The following is a 26,694-nucleotide window of genomic DNA, read 5'->3' as shown; positions in this document are numbered from 1 at the left end:
TCAGTGCTTGTTCGAGTCAGTGCTGGCTCAGGAATGCGTCGAAGACGGCGACCGTCCCGAGCGGGTTCTCGACCTGGGGGCCGTGGTAGCTCGCGGGGATGACGACGTACTCGGCGCCGGTCTGCTCGGCCATCGCCCGCTGCCACGGGATCGGCCAGGCGTTGTCCCACTCGCCGTGGGCGACGAGGACCGGCAGGCCGGTGGCGCGCAGGGCGTCGGAGGCGTCGGTGTGGTCCTCGAGGATGTGACCACCGGCGACGACGCTGAGCGGGCTCGTCGCGTCGAACCGGTCGCGCACCATCCGGACGTCGTCGGGCAGCTCCTCGTCGGGCCGGTACGCCCAGAGCGGGTTCGTCGAGTCGAACAGCTGCCGGAGGTTCCCGCCGGTGTCGTGCAGGATCGTCAGCTCGGCGACCTTGCGGTACGGCCACCCGTGCGGCCCGGAGCAGAACTGCACGACGTCGCGGAACGCCGTCGGGTCCTGGAGCGCGGCGGCCCGGACGATCACACCGCCGAGCGAGTGCCCGATCAAGTGCACGGGGGCACCGTCGTCGAGCAGGCGCGCGACCCGGACGACGTCGGCGGCTTCTTCGTCGAGGGAGTAGTCACGGGGTTCGGTCGGCGCTGCCGAGTCGGCCTGACCACGCCGGCTGATCGCGACCGCGGTCCAGCCGGCGTCGCGGAGGACGGGCAGGAAGGTCCGCCAGTCCTCCTTCGAGCCGGTGTACCCGGGGACGATGAGCACGGTGCCCTTCGACACCCCCTCGGGCACGATCCGGTAGGCCGTGAGCCGCCCGACCGGGACGTCGATCCCGACGACGTCGACGCCGTCCGGGGTGGGCAGGTGCCCGAACGGCGGGACCGTCGGGAAGTCGTGCAGGTTCGTCATGTGCGCAGGGTCCTCCGCGGGTTGGGAACGGCGTCGAGGAGGGCGATCGTGTACGGGTCCTGCGGGTCCTGCAGCACCTGGGCCGTGTGACCCCGCTCGACCACGGCGCCCTCGTGGAGCACCATGATGTCGTCCGTGATGAGCCGCGCACTCAGCAGGTCGTGCGTGATGTAGAGGAGCGAGACGCCCCACTGCTCGCGGAGGTCCTCGAGCAGTGCGAGCACACCGGCGCGCAGCGTCACGTCGAGCATGGACACCGGCTCGTCGGCGATGATCACCTGCGGGTCGCTCGCGAGCGCCCGGGCGATCACCACGCGCTGCCGCTGCCCGCCGGAGAGCTGGTGCGGGAGCTTCTGCGCGAACTGCTCGACGGGGGTGAGCCCGACCGTCTCGAGCAGCTCGAGCACCCGGCGCCGGGCATCGCGGCCGGTCAGCCCGGTGTAGTTCGCGATCGGCCGGGACAGCGTGTACTCGACCGTGTGCAGCGGGTTGAGCGCCGAGTACGGGTCCTGGAACACCATCTGCACCTCGGAGCGCAAGTCCCGCAGACCGCGCTTGCCGAGGCGGGCGACGTCGAGGTCCCCGAACCGGACCGTGCCGGTGGTCGGCTTCTCGACGCCGGTGAGCAGCTTCGCGATGGTCGACTTGCCCGAACCGGACTGGCCGACCAGGGCGAGCGACTGCCCGGGCTCCAGGGTGAACGACACGTCGCGCACGGCCTGCACCGGCTGCTCACCGCGGCGGGGAGCCGGGTAGGTCTTCACGATGTGGTCGACGACGATCGGGTTGCGGGCGGCACTGCGCTCGCGGGAGCCGACGGTGCTGAACGACGAGGTCGTCTCCTGCCGCTTCTCGCCGGCCTCGGCGCGGAGCGAGCGGTCCGGGAAGCCCGGCAGCGACACCACCTCGGCGCGGGGGTCGGCGTAGTGCGACAGGAGCATCTGCGTGTACTCGTCCTGCGGGTCGCGGAGGATCTCGCGGGAGCCGCCGTCCTCGACGATCCGGCCCTCGTGCATCACGAGGACGCGCTCGGTGGCCTCGAGGACGATGCCGAGGTCGTGGCTGATCAGGATCGCCGTGAAGCCCTCGGTGCGCTGCAGCTCGATGATCGTGTCCATCACGGCGTGCTGCACGAGGACGTCGAGCGCCGTCGTCGGCTCGTCGAACACCATGAGCTGCGGCTCGAGCGAGAGTGCCAGGGCGATGGAGACGCGCTGCCGCATGCCGCCGGAGAGCTCCCCGGGGAACCGGGCGAGCATCGAGGTCGGCAGCTTCACCTTCTCGATGAGCTCCTTCATCCGGGCGTCCCAGCGGTCGCGCGACACGTGGCCGTGCGCCTTGAAGACGTCGATGAAGTGGTTCCGGACGGTGCGCACCGGGTTGAGCGCGTTCATGCCGGACTGCAGCACCATCGCGAAGCCGCCCTGCCGCTGCTGGCGCAGGGCTTCGTCGTCGAGGTCGCGGATGTCCTTGCCCGCGAAGACGATGCTGCCGCCGTTCGTGCGCGCCGGCGGCTTCTGCAGCCGGGTCAGCGCGTAGCCGAGCGTCGACTTGCCGGAACCGGACTCGCCGACCAGGCCGACGAACTCGCCCTTCTTGAGCTGGAACGACACGTGGTCGACGGCCTGGACGGCGCTCTGGCCGGCCGATTCGTAGACGACCGACAGGTCGCGGACGTCGAGCAGGACGGAGGCGTCGCCCTGGTCGTGACGGGCGTCGGACTGGAGGCTCGTGGCGGCGCCGGTGGGCGCCTCCAGGCCGTCTGCCGGGTGCGTTTCTGGCAAGCCGCTCATGCGCGCTTCTCCTTACGGGGCCGTGCGCCGTCGCGCAGCCGCGGGTTGGACACGGCGTCGACGCCGAAGTTGATCAGGGTGAGGCTCATCGCGAGCAGCGCGATGCAGAGACCCGGCGCGAAGAGCAGGATCCACTGCCCGGTGAGGAGCGCGTTCGAGTTCTGCGCCCAGTACAGGATCGTGCCCCAGCTGACGATCGACGAGTCGCCGAGTCCGAGGAACTCGAGGCCCGCCTCGGCGAGGATGGCGCTGGTGGCGGCCCCGAAGAAGCTGCCGACGATGAGGCTCGTCATGTTCGGCAGGATCTCGCGGAACACGATGCGGGTCGCGCCCTCACCGGAGAACTGGGCGGCGGTGACGAAGTCCCGACCGCGCAGCGACTGCGTCTGCGAGCGGAGCACGCGAGCGCCCCACGCCCAACCGGTCACGACGATGACCGCGATGATCACCGCGATGCCGCCGTTCTGCAGGTAGGCGGCGATGACGATCATCAGGGGCAGACCCGGGATGACGAGGAACAGGTTCACGATGAACCCGATGACCTCGGCGATCCAGCCGCGGACGTAGCCCCAGCTGAGGCCGATCGCGACGGCGACGAGCGTGGACAGGATGCCCGCGACCGCGCCGACCATGACCGAGATGCGGGCGCCGTAGATGATCTGGGACAGGACGTCCTCGCCGGCGGCGGTGGTGCCCATCCAGTGGTCGGGCGTCGCGTCGGCGGACCGGGCGAAGCCGTTCTGGCTGGCGCCGTACGGGGCCAGGAGCGGGGCGAAGATCGCGACGAACACGAAGACGCCGAGGATGATGATGCCGATCCGGGCCTTCTTGTTCGACCAGACGACGCCGAACTGGCGGGCGGCGGCGCGCCACTTGGACGGCGCCTGGGCTGCTTCTTCTTGCGTGCGGACTGCGACTGTGGCGTCCGGGGTGGTGGTGTTGGTCATCGACGCGTCCTCGGGTCCAGGACGCCGTACATGACGTCCACGATGAAGTTGGCGATGAGCACCGACACGGTGATCATCAGGAAGAGGGCCTGCATGAGCGGGTAGTCCTGCCCGATGACGGCGTTGAACAGCAGGTAGCCGATGCCCGGGTAGCCGAAGACCTGCTCGACCAGGACCGAACCGCCGACCACGCCACCGAGCGCCAGACCGAAGCCGGTCAGGTTCGGCAGGATCGCGTTGCGGGCCGCGTAGCGGATGGCGACGGTGCGTCCGCGGAGGCCGTTGGCCTCGGCGAAGGTCACGTAGTCGTCACCGAGGGTGTTGATCATCGCGTTGCGCATGCCGATGATCCAGCCGCCGAGGCTCGTCACCAGGATCGTGACCGCCGGCAGCACCGCGTGCTGCAGTGCGTCGCCGAAGAAGGCACCGTTCAGGCCCGGCGTCGTCGTGGCCGAGTAGGCGCCCGTGGTCGGGAACCAGTGCAGCACGTAACCGAGGAAGAACAGCAGCAGCAGGGCGGTCCAGAAGTACGGGAACGTCGACATGAAGCTGCCCGACAGGGTGGGCAGTGAGTCGAGCCAGGTGCCGCGCTTCCACGCCGCCGCGACGCCGATCAGGGTGCCGAGGACGAACGCCAGGATCGTGACGACCCCGACGAGGATCAGCGTGTAGGGCAGGGCCTTCGACACGAGGTCACCGACGGGCTGCGGGTAGAACGTGTAGCTCGTGCCGAAGTCGAGGGTGATGACCTGGTGCAGGTAGCTGACGTACTGGTCCCAGAGGTTGCCGGTCGGCACCCCGAGCTGGGCCTCGATCGCCTTCTTGGTGGCGTCGGTGACCGGACCGTTCTGGCTGAGCTTCGCGAGTGCGGCGTCGGCCGGGCTGCCGGGCATCAGGCGCGGGAGCACGAAGTTCAGCGTGACCGCGGCCCAGAGGGTCAGGACGAAGAGGACGAGTTTCTGGAGGATGTACTTCACTTCTGGTCCTCCTGCTGCGCGGCGTCCTGCTCCTGCAGGATCTGCTTGCCGGCAGCGCTGTCGCGCAGACGGAGCTTGGTGAAGATGAGCAGCGGTGCCGAGTCGTAGTTCTGCGGTGCCATGTAGGGGTCCTTCGCGCTCGGCCAGCCGACGAACTTGCCGGTGTTGAACAGGCCCCAGAGCCCGCCGTAGTACATGCCGATGACGGGGAGCTCGTCGTAGACGGTCTGCTGCAGCTGGTCGAGGATCTCCTGCTGCTTCGCGGTGTCCGTCGTCGCCTTGTACTCGTCGAGGAGCTTCTGGGTGTCGGCGTCCTTGTACCGCTCGTAGTTGTTGACCGTCGACTTGCCGACGGGCTGGTAGAACTCGCTGCTGAGCAGGGAGTTGAACGCCTGGTAGACGTCACCGTTGCCCATGCCGCCCATCGCCATGTCGAACGTGCCGTTGTTGATGTTCTGCTGGTACCCGGCGGGCTGCGGCGCCTGGATCGTCACCTTGATGCCGATGGCCGTCAGCTCGCGGCGGACCTCCTGCGCGGCGCGGAGCCAGTCGGAGTAGCCGTTCGCGGTCATGATCGTGATGGCGAGCTGCTTGCCGTCCTTGACGACCTTGCCACCCTGCACGGTGTAGCCGGACTTCTCGAGGCTGGCGAGCGCCGCCTTCGTGTCCTGCGTGATCATGCCCTTGTCGGGGATGTCCGGGTTGAGGTAGCGCTCCTGGTTCGGCAGGATCAGGCCGGTCTGGCCCGCCGCCGACAGGTTGCCCTCGGACGCGGTCTCGGCGATCGCGTCACGGTCCAGCGCGAGCGAGATGCCCCGGCGGACGTTGACGTCGTTGTACGGCGCCTTCGTGAGGTTCGGGATGAGGCCGATCACACCGCCGGCCGGGAACCACCACTCGTTCGTCTTCGACGCGGCGCCCCAGGTGCCCTTGACGTCGGAGATGAACGAGTACGCCCAGTCGTAGCCGCGGGTGACGGTGTCGAGCTGCGTGTTCGTCGCCGGCAGGATGAGGTGCTTGATGGCGATCTTGTCGGCCTGCCAGTACTTCGGGTTCTTGTTCATCGAGTACTGCTGGTCGGTGTAGTTGCCGAGGACGAACGGCCCGGTGCCGACCGGGTTCGGGTCGCGCCAGGTCGTCGGGTCCTTCACGCCGCCCCAGTGGTCCTCGCCGAGGATGTACGTCTGCCCGATGATCGTCAGGCTCGGGACGTCCTCGCTCTTGAGGTGGAAGACGACGTGGTCGCCGTCCTGCTCGATGCTCTTGATGTGCTGCCAGGCGCCCTTGACGTCCATGGCGGGGAACTTCTTGAGCAGGTCGAAGGTGAAGACGACGTCCTTCGCGCTGAACGGCGACCCGTCGGACCACTCGACACCCGAGCGGATCGTCATGTCGATCGTCTTCGCGTCGGGCTGGCTCCACGCGCTGGCGAGCCACGGGTTGCGCTTGCCGTCGAGGGGGTTCACCTCGATGAGGGGCTCGTACATCCACTTGGAGGCCGTGCGGGCGTTCGCGATGTACGGGTTGAAGTTGCGGTCGAACAGCGGGTTGCCGCGGTCCGCGTTGATGAGCATCGTGTCCTTGCCGATGGTGGGATCGGGTTCGGATCGGACCTGGATGCTGCAGCCGGTGGCCACGAGGGCCACTGCGGCGAGGCCGGCGATGGCCGCGACGAGGCGGCCTCGGCGGCGGGGGCCTGGGTCACGCGTGCCGCGCGTGCGCTGTGGGGGAAGCGTCATTGCTCGGTCGACCTCCATGTCGATTCGGTACGTACTCAATGTATGCGCTTACATCGTGGCGTGCAACTGCGGGTGTTGTTTCGCGGGGCGGCACGGTGCGAGGTGCGCCGACTGGTGCGAGGTTGCGGTCCTGAGGGAGGGCGGCGCACGGTGCGAGGTGCGCCGACTGGTGCGAGGTTGCCCGCTCTGTGCACTGCTACGGACTCGCACGGGACGCGGAAGGTCGCAGGGGATGCGGAAGGCCGCACGGTGCGGCCTCGCGATGGCACGCACGCCTACAGCGCGGGCGGGCAGCTCTCGCGCAGCAGCACCTCGACGGGCAGGCGCACGGCGCGCGGCGGCCCCTCGCGACGTTCGAGCCGATCGACGATCGCCAGGACGGCAGCACGACCGAGCGCCCCCATCGGCTGGTGCACCGTCGTCAGGCGCGGCGACGAGAATCGGCCGGCGTCGATGCCGTCGAACCCGGTCACGACGAGGTCCTCGGGCACGCGGAGCCCCCGGGCAGCGGCGGCGTCGAGCACCCCGAGCGCGGACTGGTCGTTCGAGCAGACCACGGCGCGCGGGACGTCGTCTTCCAGCAGCGACACCGCGAGCTCCCGCGCCCGGGCCCGCCCGAAGTCGCCGTGCACGGTGCGCACCGCCGAGGCCGGCACCCCGTGGTCGGCCAGCGCCGCGCGGAACCCCGCCGAGCGCTCCATGTCGTCGGGCGAGTCGATCGGCCCCGCCACGTACGCGAGGGACCGGATCCCCAGGCGCCCGATCACGTGCGACGCCAGGGTCCGCATGCCCGCGGCGTTGTCCACGCTCACCGAGTCGAACCCGTGCGAGCGCCGGTCGTCGGCGAGCACCACGACGGGGATGCGGCGGGCGACGTGCTCGAGCAGGTCGTCGGGCACCGTCTGCGCCAGCACGGCGAGCCCGTCGACCCGGCCGGCGACGTCGTTCACGATGACGTCGCGCGACGAGCCCCGCCCGGCGGCGACCATGAGCGCGAGCCCCCGCTGCCAGGCCTCGGTCTCGGCACCGCGCAGGACCTCGTCGAAGTACAGGTTGGACGAGAACGGCTGCGTCACGTGGCGCCGGTCGTCGACCACGCGGACGCCGCCGTCGGTGACCAGGTCCGGCCGCTCGTCGGGCACCACGTCGAACCCGGGCAACAGCAGTCCGACGACGCCGGTGCGCTTGCCGGCGAGGGCCCGGGCGTTGCCGGACGGGACGTACCCGAGGCTCCGGATCGCCGCCTGCACGCGGTCCCTGGTGCCCTCGCGGACGGCGTCGGGCGTGCGGAGCACGCGCGAGACGGTGGCGATGGAGACGCCGGCCGCAGACGCGACGTCGTAGACCGTGGGAGGTGCGGTGCGCTGGTCGGCCAACCCGTGCCTCCCCTTCGACGTCCGCTGGTGCCGCGCCTCGCGCTGTGCGGCCGGACCATCCTAGGCATGCCGTGTGCCGGGAGTTCTCCACACGGTGCCGGAAACGCTTGCGGGACAGCGGGGGTCGCGCGACACTGTTCCGACCTCAGTACGTCCCGTGAGGAAGCGCACCAGCGGGCCGCGTGCCCGCACCGATCAGGTTGCCCACACACAGGGGAAGGACACGACATGTCACAGTCGACACGTTCCGGGAGCAAGCTCGCACTCCGCGCGAGCCACGACGAGGCCGAGGTGCGCGACGCGCTGCTCGAACGCACGGATTCGATCCGCACGTTCGACGACCTCGACGCACCGCAGGAGACGACGGACCTGCGCTAGCGGCTCGCGCCCGGCCTCCCCCCGGACACGGCCAGGAGGCCCGGGTAGGCGCCCGCAGACCGCTCACGTCCGCGGGCACTCAGCGCTCGGTCGCGCCCACGATCGTCATGCCTGCCCCGCGCAGGCGTCGGCGCTCCTGCGCGATCCAGCTGAGGAGCCGGTCGTTCGTGCCGGCGACGTGGGCGGCGACGAGGTCCGCTGCGCGGTCCGCGTCGCCGTCGCGCACGGCGTCGATGATGGCGCTGTGCTCGTCCCAGGCGGCGTCGCGCGCCTCGGGCGTGCGGACCTCGATCCAGCGTGTGCGCTCGAGTCGCGTCAGGGCGTCGGCGATGGCGTCGGTGACGAACCGGTTGCCACCGAGCGCGGCGAGGTCGAGGTGGAACGTCGACCCCATGCGGATGCCGGCCTGCTGGTCGGGGGTGGGCTGGAGCGCGTCGAGGTGCCCGCGGACCTCGGCCAGCTGTTCGGGGGTGGCACGCTGGACGGCCAACCGGACGGCAGCGGGCTCGAGGATGCCGCGGAGTTCGGCGAGCGAGGCGATCTCGTCGAGGTCGATCGGGGTGACCGTCCACGAGCGGCCCTCGTGCAGGATGAGTCCCTCGCGCTCGAGCCGCGACAGTGCGGCGCGGACCGGTGTGCGCGAGGCGTGGAACCGTGCCTCGAGCCCGCGCTCCGAGATGCGCTCCCCCGGTGCGATGTCGAGGGTCAGGATGGCTGCGCGCAGGTTGTCGTAGAGCTGGGCCGTCTGCGACACGGGCGCGGCGTCGGTCGTGTCGGTCACGGCGGACAAGCCTAGCGGCGTGACGGCGGGAATGGTATACCGTTCTGGTATACCAATCCGTTCCGCGATGGAACGACGACGAACGGCCGAGACGCATGCCCACGACCGACGCCCCGCAGCGATCCACCACGACGCCGCCGGTCTCCGCCCGCGCCTGGACGATGCTCGCCCTCGGGGTCGCGGCCCAGGCGGCGGGGACGCTCGTCGTGTCCGCGCCGGCGCTCCTCATCCCCCACCTGCTCAGCCGCGGCACGTCCCTGCCGGCCGCCGGGCTGCTCGCCGCCGCCCCGACCTTCGGCATGGTGCTGACGCTCATCGCCTGGGGCGCGATCACCGACCGGTTCGGCGAGCGCGTCGTCATCGCCGGCGGACTCGTGCTCACCACGCTGGCCGTGGTGGGCGCCTGGCTCGCTGCGGGCGACCCGGTGCTGCTCGGGTTGGCGTTCCTGGCCGGTGGGATGACGAGTGCCTCGACGAACGCCGCGAGCGGTCGGGTCGTGGTGGGGTGGTTCCCGAAGGAGCGCCGGGGTCTCGCGATGGGCATCCGGCAGATGTCGCAGCCGCTCGGCGTGACACTCGCGGCAGTCACGGTGCCGCAGCTCGCCGAGGGCTCCGGGATCCGCGCGGCCCTGGTCCTGCCGATCGTGCTGTGCGCGGTGCTCGCCGTCTGCTGCGCGATCGGGATCACCGACCCGCCACGCCCTGCCCGGACCACGGTGGCGACGACGGCGACCGCGAACCCCTACCGCTCGAGCGGCTTCCTGTGGCGGGTGCACGCGGTGTCGGTCCTGCTCGTGGTGCCGCAGTTCACCCTGTCGACGTACGGGCTCGTCTGGCTCGTCGGCCTCGGCTGGTCGACACCGGCGGCCGGGCTGCTCGTCGGCGCCGCGCAGTTCGTCGGGGCGATCGGCCGGATCCTGGTCGGTGGCTGGAGCGACCGTGCCGGATCGCGCGTCGGCCCCCTGCGCATCGTCGCGGTGAGCGCCGCGGTGGTGATGGCGGTGCTCGCGGTCGTCGACGCGACGCACCTGACCGGGGCCGCGGTGTTCCTGGTGCTCGCGACGAGCGTGACGGTCGCCGACAACGGGCTGGCGTACACGTCGGTCGCCGAGGCGGCGGGGCCGTTCTGGTCCGGCCGGGCGCTCGGGGCGCAGAACACCGGGCAGTTCATCGCGGCGAGCGCCGTCGGTCCGGGCATCGGGGCGCTGGTCGGTGCGCTCGGGTTCGCGGCGTCGTTCGGCATCGTGGCGGTGCTCCCGCTGCTCGCGGTCCCGCTGGTGCCCCGACGCGACCGTTCGCACGACTGACCGTCCGCACGACTGACTGCGAACGGCCCCGTCGGTCCGCTCCGCCCGTCGCGCCCGTCACCCCTGTTCGTGGTCCGCACGCTCGGGGTCGTCCTGGGATTCCCGTCGGCGGTCCTGCATGAGCTCCTTCGTCCGGAGCAGGCGCAGCGCCGTCACGAGCACCAGCCCACCGAGGACGTTGAACAGCAGCGTGTACCCGAACCAGCCGAGCCACTGCCCGTAGCTGATGTCCGCGCCCGACTGGATCGCCCCGAAGACGAGCAGCGAGTCGAGGATCGAGTGGAAGAGCTGCAGCCCGGCGAGCAGGAAGCCTCCGGCGACGGCGGCGACGAGCTTCGCGGGGTCCGAGTCGGTGCCCTGCTGCATCCGCGTCATCAGGGTGATGGTGCTGCCACCCAGGACCGCCAGCACGATGCTCTGCAGTCCGAACGGTGCGTCGACGTAGTGGTGCGCCGACTCCGAGAGCGTGGCGTGCCACTGCGGGAACGCCTGGACGACGAGCCACATGAACACCCATCCCCCGGCCAGGTTCGCCACGAGGGTGCCGCCCCACAGTCGCACGAGCTGCAGCACGGTCCCCTCGCGGGCGACCACGGCCGCGACCGGCATCAGGAAGTTCTCGGTGAACAGTTCGCTGTGCGCCAGGTGCAGCGCGATGAAGCCGATGCCGAAGGCCAGCCCGGCGAGCAGGTGGCTGTCGGTCTCGGTGAGCACCGCCAGGTACGCCATCACCCCGAGACCGACCTCGAGGCCGCCGAAGAACCCCGTGACGAGGACAGCCCGGGTCGTCCGTTGCAGCCGCTCCGCGCCCTCCTCGATGGTCGCGTCGAAGGACTCCGCGAGTTCGTCCTCCACGGGTGCGTCGCTGGTGCCGAGCTCACGTCGGCGGTCGTCGGTCATGGCCGGGACGCTATACGCGGCGCTCGTGGCGGCCCGCAGGATCGCACCGTGACGGACGGGAGGCCCGGTACCAGCCGGCACCGGGCCTCCCGTCCGTCGTCCGGTCACCGCTCAGGCGGCCGGTACCGCCGGTCCCACCGGCCACCGCAGCAACGCCGCGGCGGGCGCGCCGTTCGGGAGCGACGCGGCGTTCACGAGCAGCAGCTCCGCGTCGGTGAGGGCGACCGCCCGGACGATCGCGCACACGGCCGGGACCGGTCCGATGACCGGTGCACCCGCCGCCTGCTCGGGTGCCGTGGCTATCCACGGCACCGCTCCCAGCGCGAGCAGGGTGCGGTCGCCGATCGCGGCGGCGTCGATCGCGACGACCGAGGCCTGCGCCTGCTGCAGCGCCTCGACGACGGAACCGAGGCCGGTGACCGTCTGGTTGTCCCCGCGGCCGACGTGGGTGCGGAGCAGGTCCTCGAAGTCGTGCCGGCGGGTCGCGATGACCCGGGCGAGCGCGATGTCGACGTGCTCGACGAGCGCGGTCTCCGACGCATCCGAAGCCCGGGTGTCGACCGGGACCTCGGAGACGACGGCGCGCGCCTCGGTGGACAACTGGTCGAGCAGGAGCCCCCGTGCGCGGATGTCCCCCGCGACCACGATGAGCTTCGGCTGCAGCCGCCGGAAGGCCTCGTCGACGGACGTGGCGACCTCGTTCTGGTTGTCGCGCCAGATCTCCTCGGTGTGGTGCTGCCACCGCAGGTGCGACCAGCCGCCGCCCTGGAACTTGTGGAGCGTGTCGGTGCGGCCCTGCACGCGCTGCTCGTCGCGACGGTCCGGCACGTCGGCGTGGCCCAGACGGTAGGCGCGGTAGCCACCGCCCTCGCGGCCGACCTCGACGATCAGGAACGGCAGGTCGAGCGGCCGGTGCGCCAGGAGCGGCAGCAGGTCGGGCACGGGGTCGTGGCCGATCGACGTCGGGGCGTGCATCGCCCCGGGCAGGACCTCGCTGAGCACGAGTTCGCCGTCGTGCACGAGCACGTACCGGCTGACGGGTGCCGGCACCCCCGGTGTCTCCTCGAGTTCGGCCATCACCGTGTCGATGACCTCGGCGCCCGCCCCGGCCGACCGCAGCACGTCCTCGGCCTTCCGGCGCTGCAGGGCGGCGAGGTGCTGCGGGTCCTCACGGTCACCGGACGCGTCGACGTAGGCCCACGTCCACGTGCCCCCGCGCTTCAGGCGTTCGGCGATGCCGGACTGCAGGTGCGGCGCGTCATTCTGCGTCAGAGCCATCGGTGCTGCCCTCCCCGGTCTCGGTGCGGTACACGGTCGCATCGGCTCCGTCGCCGTCGCCGGTGGGCAGGGGGTCGGCACGGTCGGCGTCGTCCTCGGGGAGCACGTCGGTGGTGTCGTCCTGCAGCTCGCCCTCGAGCTCGCCGTCGTAGCCCGACGCGGCGAGGGTCTCCGGGCTGTCGGTGTCGTCGGGGACCGGCTCGGACTGCCGGAACTCCTCGACGTGGGCGTTGCTGCCGTGCCCCTGGACGATGCTCTGCGCCTCGTGCGCGAGCTGCTCGTCGAGTTCGGGGCGATGGGTGGTGTTCCCGCGTTCGGTCATCGCTTGTCCTCCCGGTCGTGCCACCGGCGGCCTTCGCCGTCCGGGGCGTCGGTGTCTGCTCTGTGACCCCACCGTCCGCGCCCGGGCCTGGGGCCGTTCCAAGGTGCGCAGGGAACGCGCAGTGTCGGTACGGTCACGAAACCACAACGGCGTTCGGTTCTGTGATTGGGTGTCGACAACCCCGATCAACGACGAACGGAGTGCGGCAATGGCGCCACGACCACGACCCATCACGAGACGACACCTGTTGGGCTTCGGCCTCGGCACCGCGGCGGCGGGACTCCTCGCCGGCTGTGCGGTCCCGGGCTCGACCAACGTCAACAAGGCGGCCCTCGTGCCCGCCGCGGCCTCGGGTGAGACCGTCCAGCTCACCTACTGGGCCTGGCTCAAGGACCTGCAGAAGGTCTGCGACGTCTGGAACAGGACACATCCGGACATCCAGGTGTCGGCGAACTGGATCCCCGGCGGCAACAGCGGCGGGTACCAGAAGATGTACTCCGCGCTCGCGGCCGGCGGCGGCCCGGACATCGGGCAGGTCGAGCTCCGACAGATCCCCGAGTTCATGCTCGCGAACGGCCTGGTCGACCTGGCCCGGTACGGCGCGAAGGACTTCGAGTCGAAGTACGACGAGGCTGCGTGGGCGCAGGTGTCGTTCGTCGACGGCATCTACGGCATCCCGCAGGACACCGGCCCGATGGGGTTCTACTACCAGACCGCGATCCTCGAGCAGGCCGGCGGCGAACCCCCGACGACCTGGGACGAGTGGCGTGACCTGGCCGACAAGGTCCGGAGCACCGGGAAGCAGAACTACCTCGAGGTGTTCCCGGTCGCCGACGCGTCGCCGTTCGCCGCGTACGCACAGCAGGCCGGCGCGCGCTGGTTCAAGGTCGACGGCGACGAGTGGGTCGTCGACATGACCGACGACAAGACCCTGATGGTCGCGGACTTCTTCGACGGGGTCATCGACGACGAGCTCGTCGACACGAGTGCCGGTGCGTACTCCCCCGGGTGGTACGCCGCGGCCGCGAGCGGCAAGATCGCCGCGGTCACGAGCGCGAGCTGGGGTGACGCCCTGATCGAGTCGGTGCAGGGCGGCGAGGGCAAGTGGAAGGTCGCCCCGATGCAGAAGTGGGGCGCCGACGGCTTCGGCTCGAGCGCCATCGGCGGTTCGACGGCCGCGGTGCTGGCGAACGCGAAGCACCCGAAGGAGGCGCTCGAGTTCATCACGTGGATGACCACCTCGAAGGAGGGCATCGACGCGATGATCAAGCACTGCGGCATCGGCTGGTCGCCCGCGGTCGACTACATCGGGGCGCAGCGCGAGAAGCCGTCGAAGTGGTTCTCCGGCCAGAACTACAACGAGGACGTCTTCGTGCCGGCCTCGAAGGAGCAGAACATCGACTGGTCGTGGTCCCCGGTGACCCAGTCGGCCTTCACCAGCCTGCAGAACCAGTTCCGCCGCAAGCTCACCTCGGGCCTGAAGCTCAGTGACGCCGTGGAGCTCGCACAGCGGGAGATCGTCCAGTCCTTCAAGGACAAGGGCCTCAGCGTCAGGACGGCACGATGACCCAGCAGACCACCACCAGGCAGTCCACCGGCCGACCGGCCGGCGGCACGCCCGCGTTCCGCACGAGCACGAAGGCCACGAGCGCACAGAAGCGTGCCCCGTGGATCCTGCTCGCCCCGTTCCTGGCCCTGTTCCTGCTGACGTTCGTCATCCCGATCATCAGCGCCCTGTTCCAGTCGTTCACCACCGTCGACCGTGAGGGCCTGTTCGGTGAGGACGGTGTGGTCGGCCGGTTCGCCGGGTTCGACAACTACGCGATCGCCCTGCAGGACAGCGGGTTCGTCGCCTCGATCGGCCGCATGCTGCTGTTCGGCATCGTCCAGGTCCCGGTGATGATCATCGCCTGCACGATCCTCGCGCTGCTGCTCGAGTCGGCGAGCGCCCGCTGGCCGGGCCTCTTCCGGGCGATCTACTTCATGCCCTACGGCGTCCCGGGCGTCATCGCCACGATCCTGTGGTCGTTCCTGTACGTGCCCGGTCTGTCGCCGATCGTGTCGCTGCTGCAGTCGATGGGGCTGCAGCCGGACTTCCTCGGCGCCAACAGCGTGCTGTGGTCGATCGCGAACATCGTCACGTGGACGTACACCGGCTACAACATGCTCATCATCGTGGCGCAGCTGAAGTCCATCCCCGGCGAGGTCTACGAGGCCGCCAAGGTCGACGGCGCGAACGCGTTCCAGGTCGCGTGGCGGATCCAGATCCCGCTCATCGCGCCGGCCCTGGTGCTCACGACGGTGTTCTCGATCATCGGCACCCTGCAGCTCTTCGCGGAGCCGCAGATCCTGTCGACGGTCGCCCCGGCGATCGACACCGAGTACACGCCGAACTACGCCGCCTACACGAACGCGTTCGCGTTCAACGAGTACGGCGTCGCGAGTGCGCAGGCGGTCATCATCGCGCTGGCCGCGTTCATCCTGTCGTTCACGTTCCTCGCGCTGACGAACCGACCACCCAAGGACGAACGCGACCGCCGCAAGCGCGCACGGCGCGACGGCCGGGAGGCCCGCACCGCGCTCCAGACGCGCGCTGCGGCGGGCAGCAACGGTACTTCCCAAGCCGCACCGGGCCTCCAGGCCAGGTCCGGTCTGCAGAACGGAACGAAGGGGGCCGACGCATGACCAGCGAAGCCATCGAAGCGCCGGCCACGGCGAAGACCGCCGTCCCCGTGGACACCACGTCGATCTCGGCGCACCAGCGACGGAAGCTCGACCGGTCGCCGCGCTCGCAGATCGTCGTCACGGGGATCCTCGTCGTCGTCGCGCTGTACTTCATCGTCCCGCTGTACTGGGTCGTCATCGCCGCGACGAAGACCACGGGCGCGCTGTTCTCGACCAACGGGTTCTGGTTCGGCGGCGAGTTCGCGCTCTGGAGCAACCTGCAGCAGGTGTTCACCTACGACGGCGGCATCTTCGTCCGGTGGATCGCGAACAGCATCCTGTACTCCGGCGTCGGTGCGGTCCTGGCGACCTACTTCGCCGCGGCCGGCGGGTACGCGCTGGCGAAGTACGACTTCCGGGGGCGCCAGTTCGTGTTCGGCACGATCCTCGGCGGCGTGCTCGTGCCGGGGACCGCGACGGCACTGCCGCTGTTCCTGCTGTTCTCGTCGATGGGACTGACGGACACGTACTGGAGCGTGCTCATCCCGAGCCTGGTGTCGCCGTTCGGGCTGTTCCTGTGCCGGGTGTACGCCGCCGCGTCGGTGGACACCACCCTGCTCGAACAGGCACGCATCGACGGTGCCGGTGAACTGCGGATCTTCCACACCGTGGTGCTCCGGCAGATGACCCCGGCGCTCGTCACCGTGTTCCTGTTCCAGGTGGTCGGGATCTGGAACAACTTCTTCCTGCCGCTCATCATGCTGGCAGACCAGAAGCTGTACCCGATAACACTGGGTCTGAACAACTGGCGCTCGCAGGTCGACCGCCTGCCGGAGTTCTACCAGCTCACCACCGGCGGGGTGCTCGTCTCGGTCATCCCGCTCGTCATCGCCATCATCGTCCTCCAGCGCTTCTGGCGTGGAGGCCTCACGGAAGGATCGGTCAAGGGTTGACCCACTCCGCACTCTCGTCCACCGCACCCGGCTCCGACTCGCGGCTGGCACCCCGTGCCTGGCTGCACACCGACGCCCCGTCCCTGTCGCTGAACGGGGACTGGCGGTTCCGGTGGTCGCCCGTCGCCTCGGTCTCCGAGGACTTCGCGACCGAGGGTGGGGAGGACGACGACCCGGCCTGGGGCGAGCTCCCGGTGCCGTCGCACTGGGTGCTGCACGGGCACGGCGCTCCGAGCTACACCAACCTGCAGTACCCGTTCCCGATCGACCCGCCGCACCCGCCGGAGGAGAACCCGACCGGTGACCACCGCCGCACCTTCGAGCTGCCGTCGTCGTTCGACGGCGCCGGCCGGGTGCTGCTGCGGTTCGACGGGGTCGAGTCGCACTTCCGGGTGTGGCTGAACGGGACGCTCGTGGGGTGGTCGACGGGCTCGCGCCTGGCGACCGAGTTCGACGTCACCGAACTGGTGCGCCCGGGGGCGAACGAGCTCGCGGTCCGGGTGCACCAGTGGTCGGCGGCGTCCTACCTGGAGGACCAGGACCAGTGGTGGCTGCCCGGCATCTTCCGCGACGTCACCCTGCTCGCCCGGCCCACGGCGCCGATCGACGACGTGTTCGTCCAAGCCGGTTGGCGGGCGACGCTCGGCACGGCCGCCTCGGCGGGCACCGCGGCGTCGGGACGGCCGGAGACGGGGACCGGCACGATCACGTTCCCGACGCTCGACGCGGTGTTCCCGGTGCGGTTCGCGGTGCCCGACCTGGGCGTCGACGTGACCTGGGCCACGGCGGACGACGTCGCGCCGATCGAGGTCGAGGGTGTCGAGCCGTGGAGTGCCGAGCTGCCGAAGCTGTACGACGCGACGCTGTCGACCGGTTCCGCTGCGGGCGGCTCGGGCGGTGGCGCCGGTGGCGCCGGTGGCGAGACCGTCTCACTCCGGCTCGGGTTCCGCACCGTGTCGATCGTCGGCGACCGGTTCCTGGTGAACGGTGAGCGTGTGGTGTTCCACGGCGTGAACCGGCACGAGACCCACCCCGTGCGCGGCCGGGTGTTCGACGAGGAGCACGCCCGCGCCGACATGGCGCTGATGAAGCGGAACAACGTCAACGCCATCCGCACCTCGCACTACCCGCCGCACCCCCGCGTGCTCGACCTGGCCGACGAGCTCGGGTTCTGGGTGATCCTGGAGTGCGACCTGGAGACCCACGGGTTCCTGTTCACCGACTGGGTCGGCAACCCCTCCGACGACCCGGCGTGGGCCGAGGCCTACCTCGACCGCATCGCCCGCACCGTCGAGCGCGACAAGAACCACGCGTCGATCGTGATGTGGTCGCTCGGCAACGAGTCGGGCACCGGCCGGAACCTCGCGGCGATGTCGCAGTGGGTGCACGACCGCGACGCCGAGCGCCCCGTGCACTACGAGGGCGACTACACGGGCGAGTACACCGACGTCTACTCGCGGATGTACCCGACGCTGCAGGAGACCGAGTCGATCGGCGGCGGCACCCCGACGCCCCTGCTCGGCTGCGGCCCGGCCGAGGCCGCACGGCAGCGGTCGAAGCCCTTCATCCACTGCGAGTACGTGCACGCGATGGGCAACGGCCCCGGGCAGATCGCCGAGTACGAGGCCCTGGTCGACCGGTACCCGCGGCTGCACGGCGGGTTCGTGTGGGAGTGGCGGGACCACGGCCTGCTCGCGAAGACGCCCGCCGGCGAGGACTACTACGCGTACGGCGGGGACTTCGGCGAGGTCGTGCACGACGGCAACTTCGTGATGGACGGCCTGGTGCTGCCCGACGACACCCCGACACCGGGGCTCGCCGAGTTCGCGGCCGTCGTGGCCCCGATCCGCCTGGCGGTCTCGGACACCACGGTGCTGGTCGAGAACCGGTACCACTCGGCATCGACCGCCGGGCTCCGGCTGTGCTGGACCCTGTCGCGGAACGGCGTCGTCGAGGCCTCGGGGCGCCTGTCCACGGGCATCGTCGCCGCCCGTGAGTCGGCGACGGTCCCGGTGCCCTCCGAGGTGCTCGACGCGGCCACGTCCGAACTCGCACCCGGCGACGAGCTCTGGTTCGACCTGACCGTGGAACTGGCGGGGCCGACCGCGTGGGCGGACACCGGCCACGTCGTCGCCCGCACCCAGCGGCTCGTCGCGGCGCGCGCGGCGGATGCACCACGGGCCTCCCGGCAGGGGTGGGATGGCGACCGACTCGGTGACGGCACCTTCAGCGCCCGCGGTGACCTGGTGTCGTGGAAGGGGCACGAGGTCGCCGGGCCCCGTCTGGAGCTGTGGCGTGCACCGACGGACAACGACAGCCTGGCGTCACAGGGCGGCTACGAGACCGCGGACCCGGTGCTCACACACGGTGTCGGCGACCCGACCGCTCCCCCGTCGGCGACGCGCTGGCGCGACCGAGGGCTGGACCGGCTGACGCACCGGCTGGTGTCGGTGTCGCGGACCGACTCCGGTCTGGAGCAGCGCGTCCGCGTGGCGGCGGCGAACAGTGGGTGGGGCCTCGAGGTCACGCACCGCTGGACCCTGACGTCCGACGGACTCGTGCTGCAGACCGACGCCGTGCCGTTCGGCGCCTGGGACGTCACGTGGCCGCGGATCGGGGTGCGGTTCGACCTGCCGGCGTCGCTGGCGGATGGGGACGCGACCTGGTTCGGGACCGGACCGCTGGAGTCGTACGCCGATTCCTCGCACGCTGCCCGTGTCGGCCGGTTCACCGCGCCGGTGCGCTCGCTCGGGGTGGAGTACTCGCGGCCGCAGGAGACCGGGCACCGGCCCTCGCTGCGTTCGTTGTCGGTTGGGCCGTTCACCGTGACGACGGTCGGGTCGCACCGTGCGGGGTTCACCCTGTCGCCGTGGACCGCGCAGCAGATCGACCGCGCCGAGCACCCGTACGAGCTGCCGACGTCCGACCACCTGTACCTGTACCTCGACGCCGCGCAGCACGGGCTCGGCAGCCGGGCGTGCGGGCTCGACGTGCTGCCGGAGCACCAGCTCTGGCCGCAGGCGTTCAGTTGGAGCGTGCTGCTGGGCTAGTCGGGGTCGGCTCTCTCGCAAAACACCGGTGTTCGCACGTTGCACACCCGCATCCCGCGGCGTGCAGTGCGAACACCGGTGTTTTGCGTGCGGGAGCTACGCGCCGGCGGACAGGGCGCGCAGGGCCTCGGGGTCGCTCGCGTTCAGGAAGTCGGTCAGGCGCTCGGCCTCACCCGGCTCGTCGATCGCCTCGGCGGCACGGCGCAGGGCGAACAGCGCCCGCAGCACGCCACGGTTGGGCTCGTGCGACCACGGCACCGGACCGACACCGCGCCAGCCGGCCTTGCGCAGGGCATCGAGCCCACGGTGGTACCCGACACGGGCGTACGCGTAGGACTCGAGGGTCGCGCCACGCGCCCACGCCTCGTCGGCGAGCAGCGCCCACGCCAGGCTCGACGACGGGTAGGACACCACCACGCTGGCGACGGGGGCCTCCGCCTCGATCGCGGCGGTCACCTCCGGCTCGGCGGGCAGCAGGGTCTCGGGGTTCGACGACGGGGTCGGCAACAGGTTCTCCGGCATGCCCCCAGCCTGTCATCCCTTGCGGGTGCCCGTGTCACGGGATTACCGTGGAGGTCACCTCGTCGTCATCGCGGGGCTGCCGGGGCGGGAGACCGACCGGCGGAACGGATGGCGGACACGGGGGTCCCCCGACGGAAGCAGACGGATTGCTGTCGATCACCGGTACCGCTCAGCCCACGCGCTGACACCGTGATCGCGCGCCCCGTCCGGCGCTCCACCGCACCGCGGTGGCCTCGGTGTCGTGCGCCCAGCATCGACACCGGGAGACACCCCCATGCCCACCAGTCCGTCCGTCGTCCTGCACGACGTCACCTTCGCCTGGCCCGACGGCACCGTCGCGCTCGACCACCTCACCGCCGCCTTCGGACGTGGCCGGACCGGCCTGGTCGGGAGGAACGGGGCCGGTAAGTCCACGCTGGTCCGGCTCGCGACCGGCCGGCTCCACCCCACGTCGGGCAGCATCGCGACGTCGGGTCCCGTCGACCACCTGCCGCAACGCCTCTCCCCACCGGCACGGCCTGATCGCCGCTGGCGCGTCGATCAGGAACCGGCGGCGTGGGCCCATGCCAGCGCGGACGACACCGTCGCCGACCTGCTCGGCGTCCGGCCCACACTCACCGCGCTCCGGGCCGTCCTGGCCGGCGACGCCACGGCCGCACAGCTCGAGGCAGTCGGCGACGACTGGGACCTGGAGGAACGGGCCGCCGCGGTGCTCGACCGGGTCGGGCTCGACGGCACCGACCTCGACCGGCCGGTGTCGACGCTGTCCGGCGGGCAGTCGGTGCTCGTCGCCGTCGCCGGAGTTCGGTTGCGCGCGCGGCCGATCGTGTTCCTGGACGAGCCGACGAACAACCTGGACCGCCGGGCCCGCGGGCTGCTCCTCGACCTGGTCGACGACTGGCGCGGCACCCTGGTGCTCGTCAGCCACGACCGGGAACTCCTGGAGCACGTCGACGAGACCGTGGAGCTCCGCGCCGGGGCGATGACGGTGTTCGGTGGGACGTTCAGCGCGTTCGAGGAGCACCTGGCCGTGCAGCAGGCGGCCGTCGAGCGCGAAGTCCGGGTCGCCGACCAGCGGCACCGCACCGAGAAGCGACAGCGCATCGAGGCGGAGACGAAGATCGCCCGACGGGCGAAGGCCGGTGAGAAAGCGGGCCGCTCGATGCCGAAGATCCTGGCGAACGAGCAGCGGAAGAAGGCGCAGGAGACCGCCGGCCGGCTCCGCGTCGGGTACGCGGACGACGAAGCCGCCGCACTCGCCACCAAGCGCGAGGCCGAGCTCCGCCTGCGCGACGACGAGTCGATCCACGTCACCCTGCCCGACCCGGACGTGCCGGCATCGCGTCGGATCGCCACCGTGACCGTCCGCGGCCGGGACGTCATCGTGCAGGGGCCGGAACGGATCGCCGTCACCGGGGACAACGGCGTCGGCAAGTCCACCCTGCTCGAGCAGCTCGTCGGCGACCCCGCGGCCCGGGAGCACCCGCTGCCCGAGACCACGGCCGTCGCCCACGTCGACCGGATCGCGTACCTGCCGCAGCGGAAGGACAGCCTGGACGACACCGCCACGGTGCTCGACAACGTGCGCCGGGACGCCCCGCACGTGCCCGTCGCCGAGGTCCGCAACCGGCTGGCGAAGTTCCTGGTGCGCGGGGACACCGTCGACCGCCCGGCCGGGGACCTGTCCGGCGGGGAGCGGTTCCGGGTGGCGCTGGCGGCCCTGGTGCTCGCCGACCCGCCGCCGCAGCTGCTCGTGCTCGACGAGCCGACGAACGACCTCGACCTGACGAGCGTCGACCAGCTCGTCGACGCGCTGCGGGCCTACCGGGGAGCACTCGTCGTGGTGAGCCACGACGAGACGTTCCTGGAACGGCTCGAGCTCGACGACCGGATCGAGCTGCGGTAGTCGGTAGCCGGCGCCGTCAGCGCGTCAGTGCCGTCCGAACATCAGCGCCGTCGGGTCGGCCGGATCGCGAGGGACTCGACGGTGCCGCGCTCGGGCAGGTCGACGACGGTGCGGACCGCGGCGGCCACGTCTTCGGGTGCCAGGTAGTAGTCGGTGTCGTAGGACTCCCCGAGCTTCGCCACGAGCTGCCGCTGCATGTCCGAGTCGGTCCGGCCCGGGTGCACGCTCGACACCCGCACGCCGTTCGCCCGCTCCTCTTCGCGCAGGGCGTCGGCGAAGGCCCGCAGCGCGAACTTCGACGCCGCGTACACGCCACCGCCGGGGCCCGAGTGGAACCCGGAGCCGCTGTTGATCGGTACGACGATGCCCCGGGCTGCCCGCAGTGCCGGCAGCGCCAGCCGGGTGAGCTCGGCGACCGCGAACACGTTCGTCGCGAAGACCTGCTCCCACACCGCGCGCGGGGTGTCGGCGACGGCGGTGCCCTGCTCGACACCGGCCGAGTGCACGAGGACGTCGAGCCGATCGGGCAGCGCCGGGACCTCGCCCGCGCCCAGGTCACCCACGAACGGCGCCGCGCTCGGCAGCTCCTGGACGAGGGCGTCCACGGCGTCGGCGGACCGACCGCCCACGAGCACGTGGTGGGTTCGGCCGAGGTCGGCAGCGATCGCGCGGCCGATGCCGCGGGTGGCTCCGGTCACCAGGGCGACCGGACGGTTCTGGAGCTGGTCTGTCGTCACGGAGGCCAGCCTACGGAAGCCGGGCCGGGCCTCCTGTGCGGTCGCGACGACGACGCAGGACCGTCAGCGCGACGCCGGCGACGACCACCAGGCCCACGAGCGCCGCGATGCCCCACGGCGAACCGGCGAGCGCCGCGACGACCGCCCAGAACACGGCGAGCCCGACCGTCGCGTACAGGAACGCCCATGCCACGCACCCCGGCACCATCGCGATCGTGTACCGCCACCAGGCGACCCGTGCCAGCCCCGCTGCGGCGTTCATCACCGTCTGCAGGCCGACCACGACGAAGCTCACCGTCACGACGGGCAACCCCCAGCGATCCAGCAGCGCCGACCCGCGGCGGACCGCCGGTGACCGCAGCCAGCCGCCCCACCGCGATCGGGACGCCCCCGTCACCGCGAGCCGCGCGACCCAGTACGTGGCCTGCGCACGGCAGAACACGATCACGAAGAGCGCGAGGACGAGCCACCGGAACGGAAGCCCCTCGAGGAAGGACGGCACGCTCGCACCGTAGCGCCCCGACCCGGAGAGCGCCCGTCAGCGGTGGTCGGACGAGCCGCGGTCAGTCGTTGTCGACGCCTTGGCGGATGCGGATGCCCTCGAGCACGTCCTGCGCCCGCTTCTCGTCCTGCTTCTCGATCTGGCGGGTGTCGCGCTCGGGGAGCTGGATGTCCTCCTCCGCGCGGATGCCGGCCTGCAGCTCGCGACCACGCTCGATCTCGGCGTCGAACTCGGCACCGAAGAGCAGGGCGTTGTTCGTGATCCAGATCCACAGCAGGAACACGATGACCCCACCCAGGGAGCCGTACGTGGCGTTGTAGTTCGAGAAGTTCCCGACGTAGAACCCGAAGCCGACGCTGGCGATGATCCAGATGAGGAGCGCCAGGATCGAGCCACCGCTGACCCAGGTGAACTTCGGCTGCTTGACGTTCGGCGACCAGTAGTAGAGCACCGCGACGACGATGATCGCGATGACGAGCAGGATCGGCCACTGCACGATCGACAGGACGGTGACGGCCACGTCGCCAAGACCGATGACGTCGCCGAAGCTGCGGGCGAGCGGCGCGCTCACCAGGACCAGCAGACCGACCACGAGCAGGACGATGGTGGTGACGGTCACGCCGAGCATGGTCGGGCGGAGCTTCCAGATCGGGCGGCCCTCGCGGACGTTGTAGATCCGGTTCATGGCACGGCCGAACGCGCCGACGTAGCCGGAGGCCGACCAGAGGGCGCCGAGCAGACCGACGATGAACGTCACCGGCGCAGCGGGCGAGCGGACCAGGCCGTTCACCGGCTCCTTCAGCAGGCTCGCGACGTCACCGCCGCCGACGTTGCGGATCACCTGGAGCAGGGTCTCGATGGTCTTCGCCGGGTCCGACACCAGGCCCAGAATCGACACGACCGCCAGCAGCCCGGGGAACAGCGCGAGCACGGAGTAGTACGTCAGGCTCGCCGCCAGGTCGGTGCACTGGTCGCTCGTGAACTCGCGCAGCGTCTTCTTCAGCGTGTAGAGGAGCGTCGGCTTCTTGAGGTCGGTGGGGTTGTCGGGCTTCCGGGCGTCGTCCGGATCCGGCTTGTGCTCTTCGTGCGCCATGTGACTACCCTCTCGCCTTCACGGCCTGCTTCGACCGCTTGACCGCCTGCTTGCGGTTCTTGTTCGCCCGTCGCTGCACCGCCGCGATGCCGACCTGCTGCTTCACGCGGGCGCGGTGCGCCGGGTCCTGCTCCAGGGCTTCCTCCGCCGCCTTGGCCCGCGCCTTCCGGCCCTTGCGACCTGCCTGCGCCTGCTCCTTCGCCGAGGGGGCGTCGCCACGCGCGCCGAACGGCAGCAACGCGGTGAAGGCCGAGTTCGCCGGCGGCTGGGCCAGGTGCCCGGCGGGGCGGTTCCGCAGCGCGATGCCGAGGACGATCGCCGCGACACCGGTCAGCCCGGTGATGCCCATCGCCACCAGGGGCGTGGGGTCGCGGTGCCACCGCTGCTTCGTCTTGGCGACCGCGAGCCGCGTCCGGGCGGGCAGGTCCGCGCGTCGCTTCAGCTCCGTCACGGTGTCCGTGATGCCCTCGCGGGTGCGCACGTTGGCGAGTTCGAGCTCGGGCAGACTGTCCTTGGCCATTCCCCATTTCGTACACGTCCCACCCGGGATCGTGCCCAGCAGGCCGCGTCTACCGTGCCGCACATGCTCTTCCGGGACGCCGCCGAGGGGATCCACCGCCTCGAGATCGCACACACCAACACGTACCTCGTCGAGACCGGCGATCGGTTGCTCGTCGTCGACGCGGGGTTGCCCGCCGCGTGGCCGCACCTGCAGCTCGCCGTGCACGACCTGGGCTACACGCCCGACCAGGTCGAGGGGCTCCTGCTCACGCACGGGCACTTCGACCACGTCGGCACCGCCGCGCGGATGCACCGCGACTGGGGCACGCCCGTGTTCGTCCACCCGGGCGATCGGCACCTCGCCGCGCACCCGTACTCGTACCGACCGCAGACGAACCGCTTCGGGTTCGTGGCGCTCCACCCGGGTGGTCTGCGCCCCCTGGGCCGGATGCTGCTGGCCGGTGCGGTCACGGTCGACGGCATCGCGGACACCGAGCCGCTGGAGAGCCGCGCCGACGTGCCGGGCAACCCGTGGATCATCGAGACCCCGGGGCACACCGACGGCCACGTGGCGCTGCACTTCGCCGACCGCGACGCCGTCATCGCCGGGGACGCGCTCGTCACCTTCGACCCGTACACGGGCGGGATCGGACCGCGGATCGTCGCACCCGCGGCGACCTCCGACGTCGACACGGCTGTCGCGTCGCTCGACCGGTTCGCGGACACCGAGGCGAAGCACGTGCTGCCCGGCCACGGGCCGGGCTGGTCGCTCGGCGTGCGGCGGGCCGTCGCGCAGGCGCGGCGGGTGGCCGGCGCCGCCTGACGCGCGAGCGACAGATCAGGCGGACCGCACCGGGTCTGGTTCGCGAAAGCGACAGTATGCCGCGAACGTTCCGCAACCCACTGTCGCTTTGACGCGGTGGACGCGACCAGGGCCGGCCTGGAGGCGCGGTGCGGGCCCGCCCCGCGCCTCCAGGCCGTGGGTGGGTGCGGTCAGGACGGGACGACGACGTCCTCGGGCAGGCCGGACGCCGCGGAGCGGCCGGCGGCCTCCATCAGCGCGAGGCTCCGGAGGTTGTCGCGACCGCTCGTCTCCGGAGCGGGGCCGCCCTGCACCGAGCGGGCGAACGCCTGCAGCCCGCCCTGGCGGTCGGTGTGCGCGAGCACGGGGAGCTCGACCGGCTCGGCGACGTCGTCCTGCGTGCGGCGGACGGTGACCCGGTCGCCGTCGACCGCGTTCGGCTCACCGTCGCGGCTCGTGAACCAGAGCTCGCCGTCCTCGCCCTCGATGCTCCACTCCCCGGCCCAGGCGGTGCGCGGGCCGCGGCTCAGCCAGCTGCCGCGGTAGTTGACGACCGTGCCGCCGTCGAGCTCGATGATCATCGAGGCGATCGCTTCGTCCTGGTACTTGCTGTACGCGGGGTAGCTGGCCTTGGCGAAGACCCGGACGGCCTCCTGCCCGGTGATCATCCGGAGCAGGTCGAAGTGGTGGATCGCCATGTCGTTGATCATCGCGTGCGGGAACCGGTAGTGCGGGTACGTCTCGGCGGGCTGGTCGTTGTCCCACTGCCGGAAGTCGACGTTGATCGCGGAGACCTCGCCGACGACGTCCGCCTCGAGCATCTCCTGCACGACCCGCGGTGCCGGGTACCAGCGGTAGTTCTGGCTGACCTGCAGCACCAGACCGAGCTCCTCGGCGCGACGGACCGCGGTGACGGCCTCGTCGGTGGTGTTGGCGAACGGCTTCTCGACCAGGACGTGCTTGCCGGCGTCGAGGGCCTCGAGCGCGAGCGGCACGTGCGTCACGGCCGGGGCGGTGATGACGACGGCGTCGGCCTCCACCGCGGCGAGCGCCTCGGTCAGGGACCCGAACGCCGCGGAGGCCGGGAGCCCGAGGTCGGTCCGCACGGCCTCGAGCGTCGGTGCCGACGGGTCGACGATCCCGACCACCTGCACTTCCGACACCTCTGGGATGGCGGTGCGGGCCCAGTTGCCGCCCCACCCTCCGAGACCGACGTGGATGATCCGGACGCTCATGCGCGCACTCCTTCGTGACTGCCGTCGTGACTGGTGACGCAC

23 protein-coding genes and 1 pseudogene are annotated in these 26,694 nt (G+C 71.1%); 8 read left to right on the top strand and 16 right to left on the bottom strand.

Annotated features, from left to right (window positions below):
* Nucleotides 1-16: 16 nt before the first annotated feature.
* From DEJ12_RS08770 to DEJ12_RS08745, 6 genes are all read right to left on the bottom strand, one after another.
* A complete protein-coding gene (locus DEJ12_RS08770; protein ID WP_111029705.1) occupies nt 17-889 on the bottom strand; it encodes an alpha/beta fold hydrolase in 873 nt (290 codons plus the stop codon).
* Nucleotides 886-2,682, bottom strand: coding sequence for an ABC transporter ATP-binding protein (locus tag DEJ12_RS08765; RefSeq protein ID WP_111029704.1), 1,797 nt, complete (start codon nt 2,680-2,682; stop codon nt 886-888). The genes DEJ12_RS08770 and DEJ12_RS08765 overlap by 4 nt, the downstream gene beginning before the upstream one ends.
* Nucleotides 2,679-3,629, bottom strand: coding sequence for an ABC transporter permease (locus DEJ12_RS08760; protein ID WP_111022713.1), 951 nt, complete (start codon nt 3,627-3,629; stop codon nt 2,679-2,681). The genes DEJ12_RS08765 and DEJ12_RS08760 overlap by 4 nt, the downstream gene beginning before the upstream one ends.
* Nucleotides 3,626-4,606, bottom strand: coding sequence for an ABC transporter permease (locus DEJ12_RS08755; protein WP_017886395.1), 981 nt, complete (start codon nt 4,604-4,606; stop codon nt 3,626-3,628). Before DEJ12_RS08755 ends, DEJ12_RS08760 begins: the two co-directional genes overlap by 4 nt.
* Entirely contained in the window at nt 4,603-6,345 is a 1,743-nt protein-coding gene (locus DEJ12_RS08750) for an ABC transporter substrate-binding protein (protein ID WP_258370612.1), read from the bottom strand. The genes DEJ12_RS08755 and DEJ12_RS08750 overlap by 4 nt, the downstream gene beginning before the upstream one ends.
* Nucleotides 6,346-6,620: 275 nt before the next feature.
* On the bottom strand, nt 6,621-7,721 hold the full coding sequence (locus DEJ12_RS08745) for a LacI family DNA-binding transcriptional regulator (RefSeq protein WP_111029702.1): 1,101 nt from the start codon (nt 7,719-7,721) through the stop codon (nt 6,621-6,623).
* 228 nt (nt 7,722-7,949) lie between these two features.
* Between DEJ12_RS08745 and DEJ12_RS17990 the strand changes: the two genes are divergently transcribed.
* Nucleotides 7,950-8,099 (top strand): hypothetical protein, encoded by a 150-nt coding sequence (locus DEJ12_RS17990; protein ID WP_155896754.1) that lies wholly within the window; start codon nt 7,950-7,952, stop codon nt 8,097-8,099.
* Between the two features lie 79 nt (nt 8,100-8,178).
* Here the strand turns inward: DEJ12_RS17990 and DEJ12_RS08740 are convergent, their stop codons facing one another.
* Nucleotides 8,179-8,880: a GntR family transcriptional regulator gene (locus DEJ12_RS08740; protein WP_239001395.1), complete on the bottom strand. Its 702-nt coding sequence runs from the start codon at nt 8,878-8,880 to the stop codon at nt 8,179-8,181.
* Nucleotides 8,881-8,975: 95 nt separating this feature from the next.
* Between DEJ12_RS08740 and DEJ12_RS08735 the strand changes: the two genes are divergently transcribed.
* Nucleotides 8,976-10,187, top strand: coding sequence for an MFS transporter (locus DEJ12_RS08735; RefSeq protein WP_111029701.1), 1,212 nt, complete (start codon nt 8,976-8,978; stop codon nt 10,185-10,187).
* 57 nt (nt 10,188-10,244) lie between these two features.
* Here the strand turns inward: DEJ12_RS08735 and DEJ12_RS08730 are convergent, their stop codons facing one another.
* From DEJ12_RS08730 to DEJ12_RS08720, 3 genes are all read right to left on the bottom strand, one after another.
* Nucleotides 10,245-11,087 carry a formate/nitrite transporter family protein gene (locus DEJ12_RS08730; RefSeq protein WP_111029700.1) on the bottom strand — a complete coding sequence of 281 codons (843 nt, stop codon included), beginning with the start codon at nt 11,085-11,087 and terminating at the stop codon, nt 10,245-10,247.
* 111 nt (nt 11,088-11,198) lie between these two features.
* Nucleotides 11,199-12,365 (bottom strand): Vms1/Ankzf1 family peptidyl-tRNA hydrolase, encoded by a 1,167-nt coding sequence (locus tag DEJ12_RS08725; RefSeq protein WP_111029699.1) that lies wholly within the window; start codon nt 12,363-12,365, stop codon nt 11,199-11,201.
* On the bottom strand, nt 12,346-12,687 hold the full coding sequence (locus DEJ12_RS08720; protein WP_111029698.1) for a hypothetical protein: 342 nt from the start codon (nt 12,685-12,687) through the stop codon (nt 12,346-12,348). The genes DEJ12_RS08725 and DEJ12_RS08720 overlap by 20 nt, the downstream gene beginning before the upstream one ends.
* A 208-nt stretch (nt 12,688-12,895) precedes the next feature.
* On the opposite strand from DEJ12_RS08720, the gene DEJ12_RS08715 reads away from it, so the two are divergent.
* From DEJ12_RS08715 to DEJ12_RS08700, 4 genes and pseudogenes are all read left to right on the top strand, one after another.
* Entirely contained in the window at nt 12,896-14,254 is a 1,359-nt protein-coding gene (locus DEJ12_RS08715; RefSeq protein WP_111029697.1) for an extracellular solute-binding protein, read from the top strand.
* Nucleotides 14,251-15,201: pseudogene (locus DEJ12_RS08710) on the top strand (carbohydrate ABC transporter permease); the annotation flags it as partial. The gene DEJ12_RS08715 and the pseudogene DEJ12_RS08710, both read left to right, overlap by 4 nt.
* A gap of 167 nt (nt 15,202-15,368) precedes the next feature.
* Complete coding sequence (locus tag DEJ12_RS08705; RefSeq protein WP_027464914.1) at nt 15,369-16,304, top strand: carbohydrate ABC transporter permease; 936 nt, start codon at nt 15,369-15,371, stop codon at nt 16,302-16,304.
* The gene (locus DEJ12_RS08700) at nt 16,301-19,354 is read left to right on the top strand and encodes a glycoside hydrolase family 2 TIM barrel-domain containing protein (RefSeq protein WP_111029695.1); all 3,054 of its coding nucleotides are present in this window, start codon (nt 16,301-16,303) and stop codon (nt 19,352-19,354) included. The genes DEJ12_RS08705 and DEJ12_RS08700 overlap by 4 nt, the downstream gene beginning before the upstream one ends.
* Nucleotides 19,355-19,450: 96 nt before the next feature.
* On the opposite strand, the gene DEJ12_RS08695 is transcribed toward DEJ12_RS08700, so the two are convergent.
* Nucleotides 19,451-19,876 carry a DUF3151 domain-containing protein gene (locus DEJ12_RS08695; protein WP_111029694.1) on the bottom strand — a complete coding sequence of 142 codons (426 nt, stop codon included), beginning with the start codon at nt 19,874-19,876 and terminating at the stop codon, nt 19,451-19,453.
* 274 nt (nt 19,877-20,150) lie between these two features.
* Here DEJ12_RS08695 and DEJ12_RS08690 point away from each other — a divergent pair, with 274 nt between their 5' ends.
* Entirely contained in the window at nt 20,151-21,782 is a 1,632-nt protein-coding gene (locus tag DEJ12_RS08690; protein WP_111029693.1) for an ABC-F family ATP-binding cassette domain-containing protein, read from the top strand.
* A 41-nt stretch (nt 21,783-21,823) separates the two neighbouring features.
* Here DEJ12_RS08690 and DEJ12_RS08685 read toward each other — a convergent pair whose 3' ends face one another.
* The 4 genes from DEJ12_RS08685 to DEJ12_RS08670 all read right to left on the bottom strand — a co-directional run bounded on the left by DEJ12_RS08685 (nt 21,824) and on the right by DEJ12_RS08670 (nt 24,634).
* Nucleotides 21,824-22,519 carry an SDR family oxidoreductase gene (locus DEJ12_RS08685; RefSeq protein WP_111029692.1) on the bottom strand — a complete coding sequence of 232 codons (696 nt, stop codon included), beginning with the start codon at nt 22,517-22,519 and terminating at the stop codon, nt 21,824-21,826.
* A 10-nt stretch (nt 22,520-22,529) separates the two neighbouring features.
* Nucleotides 22,530-23,021: a VTT domain-containing protein gene (locus tag DEJ12_RS08680; RefSeq protein ID WP_027464919.1), complete on the bottom strand. Its 492-nt coding sequence runs from the start codon at nt 23,019-23,021 to the stop codon at nt 22,530-22,532.
* Between the two features lie 61 nt (nt 23,022-23,082).
* Nucleotides 23,083-24,114 carry a YihY/virulence factor BrkB family protein gene (locus DEJ12_RS08675; RefSeq protein WP_111029691.1) on the bottom strand — a complete coding sequence of 344 codons (1,032 nt, stop codon included), beginning with the start codon at nt 24,112-24,114 and terminating at the stop codon, nt 23,083-23,085.
* A 4-nt stretch (nt 24,115-24,118) separates the two neighbouring features.
* A complete protein-coding gene (locus DEJ12_RS08670) occupies nt 24,119-24,634 on the bottom strand; it encodes a hypothetical protein (RefSeq protein WP_110864933.1) in 516 nt (171 codons plus the stop codon).
* Between the two features lie 63 nt (nt 24,635-24,697).
* Here DEJ12_RS08670 and DEJ12_RS08665 point away from each other — a divergent pair, with 63 nt between their 5' ends.
* Complete coding sequence (locus tag DEJ12_RS08665) at nt 24,698-25,438, top strand: MBL fold metallo-hydrolase (RefSeq protein WP_111029690.1); 741 nt, start codon at nt 24,698-24,700, stop codon at nt 25,436-25,438.
* A gap of 170 nt (nt 25,439-25,608) precedes the next feature.
* On the opposite strand, the gene DEJ12_RS08660 is transcribed toward DEJ12_RS08665, so the two are convergent.
* Nucleotides 25,609-26,652, bottom strand: a complete 1,044-nt coding sequence (locus tag DEJ12_RS08660; protein ID WP_111029689.1) for a Gfo/Idh/MocA family protein — start codon at nt 26,650-26,652, stop codon at nt 25,609-25,611.
* Between the last annotated feature and the right edge of the window lie 42 nt (nt 26,653-26,694).

It is taken from the genome of Curtobacterium sp. MCLR17_059, from assembly GCF_003234665.1.
Classification (GTDB): Bacteria; Actinomycetota; Actinomycetes; order Actinomycetales; family Microbacteriaceae; genus Curtobacterium; species Curtobacterium flaccumfaciens.
The sequence above is the reverse complement of the archived record's forward strand: the minus strand, read 5'-3'. Positions and strand labels throughout refer to the sequence as shown.